Below are 1,784 nucleotides of genomic sequence, written 5' to 3' on the forward strand. Positions count from 1 at the left end.
AAACCTACAATAAATTTTATCACGAAAAATCTATCCTGCAAGCCGAGGACGAGCAGAGCAAACAATTCAGGCTAACGCTTTCGGCTGCAACTGCAAAAATCATCAGTAAAAGTATGGGATTGTTGGGGATAGCGGTGCCGGAAAGAATGTAGGAGTTGAGTAGATATCTTGAAACATAAAAAAGTAGTTAGTGTTTAGCGCTTATAAGCATCTAAATACTAACTACTCCATACTAAAGTACTAAAATATTAACTCCAATGGCCGCGTTCCCATGAATAACCACGTGGGGTATTGTTCCAATGGCCCGGGATCCACTCGTGCCCCTCGCGACGGTGCTCATAGTGACCACGTATGTACACATAGTTACCGCCACGCCATTCCCATTCTCCCCCGATCCATATGGCATCGCCGTAAGGTGCCACAGGGCGTTCATAAACAGGTTCAACCGGGCGTTCGCGAACTACGAACCCGCCCTGAACGGTACATGATGTAAATAAAGAGCCTGCCAATAAAATCAACAGGCCGAATTTTGCTATCGTTTTCATAATGTTACTCATTTTTTTAGCTATATAACACTATGACAATCCGCAACCAAAAAGGTTTACTTTATCTTTTTAAACTTGGCAGCTACCACCAAATCTTTGGTTCCACCACTATAATCATAAAATCCAATCCCCGATTTTACCCCCTTATTACCTGAGGTAACCATATTTACCAACAATGGGCAGGGCGCATATTTGGGATTACCAAAACCATCGTATAACACATGCATTATGGCGAGGCAAACGTCTAACCCAATAAAATCGGCCAATTGCAGCGGGCCCATGGGGTGGGCCATGCCTAATTTCATTACTGTATCTATCTCTTCAACACCGGCTACGCCTTCATATAAAGTATAAATAGCTTCGTTTATCATAGGCATTAAAATACGGTTGGCCACAAAGCCCGGGTAATCGTTAACCTCAACCGGCATTTTATCCAGCTTGCGCGACAGCTCCATAATAGTGTCAGTAACCACATCGCTCGTAGCGTAACCTCTTATTACTTCAACAAGCTTCATTACCGGCACAGGGTTCATAAAGTGCATACCTATTACCTTATCGGGACGCTTAGTTACCGATGCTATTTTAGTAATGGATATAGATGAAGTATTCGATGCCAAAATAGCACCGACAGGGGAGTGCTCGTCGAGTTCCTTAAATATTTTAAGTTTCAGGTCAATATTCTCGGTAGCCGCCTCAACAACCAGGTTGGCATTTACCACTGCCAACTTAATATCAGTATGCATAGTAATGTTTTTTAGTGTTGATGTTTTAACATCTTCACTTATTACTCCTTTACTTAATTGCCTGTCCAGATTTTTTTGGATGGTAAGCAACGCTTTCTCTAAAGCCTGCGTATTTACATCTACAAGGTTAACATTGAAACCGTTTTGCGCAAAGGTGTGGGCTATACCATTACCCATAGTTCCGGAGCCAATTACTGTAACGTTTTTTATCATACTAAGTTTATAAGTTGAGGATATCTTGTTGCTAAGGTCAGCAATTTTTCACCCGAAAGTAAAAAGTATTTGGTTTTAAAACAGGAAGAATTTTTTTTAGTCGAGGCATACTAATATTCAACTTTGTTGAACAAAGACAGTTAAAATCTAAATTTTTATAATTATAGACTATAACAAAATGTTATAATTAAAATAGTTTAGGTTAAAATGTAATGTTTCTGTAATAAAAATAATACAAAGGCGTTTTTGATGCCATTTTAAACAATCCGTTAAAAAAAATAAA

At 39.3% G+C, this 1,784-nt stretch carries 3 protein-coding genes; 1 reads left to right on the top strand and 2 read right to left on the bottom strand.

Annotated elements, in window-relative coordinates; translation table 11 throughout:
• Positions 1-152: DALR anticodon-binding domain-containing protein (locus tag QZX97_RS13100; protein WP_295664698.1), on the top strand; the 152-nt coding region annotated here is incomplete at its 5' end.
• Positions 153-248: 96 nt separating this feature from the next.
• Here the strand turns inward: QZX97_RS13100 and QZX97_RS13105 are convergent.
• Together QZX97_RS13105 and QZX97_RS13110 are read right to left on the bottom strand one after the other, a co-directional pair.
• Positions 249-545 carry a hypothetical protein gene (locus QZX97_RS13105; RefSeq protein ID WP_295649212.1) on the bottom strand — a complete coding sequence of 99 codons (297 nt, stop codon included), beginning with the start codon at positions 543-545 and terminating at the stop codon, positions 249-251.
• Between the two features lie 56 nt (positions 546-601).
• Complete coding sequence (locus tag QZX97_RS13110) at positions 602-1,501, bottom strand: 3-hydroxybutyryl-CoA dehydrogenase (protein WP_363152508.1); 900 nt, start codon at positions 1,499-1,501, stop codon at positions 602-604.
• Positions 1,502-1,784: the final 283 nt, after the last annotated feature.

The sequence above is a fragment of the uncultured Mucilaginibacter sp. genome, from assembly GCF_903893715.1.
Classification (GTDB): domain Bacteria; phylum Bacteroidota; class Bacteroidia; order Sphingobacteriales; family Sphingobacteriaceae; genus Mucilaginibacter.

Excerpts from the sequence above, each read along its gene's own strand:
- QZX97_RS13105 (WP_295649212.1), bottom strand. The coding sequence starts at position 545 with ATGAAAACGATAGCAAAATTCGGCCTGTTGATTTTATTGGCAGGCTCT.
- QZX97_RS13110 (WP_363152508.1), bottom strand. The coding sequence starts at position 1,501 with ATGATAAAAAACGTTACAGTAATTGGCTCCGGAACTATGGGTAATGGT.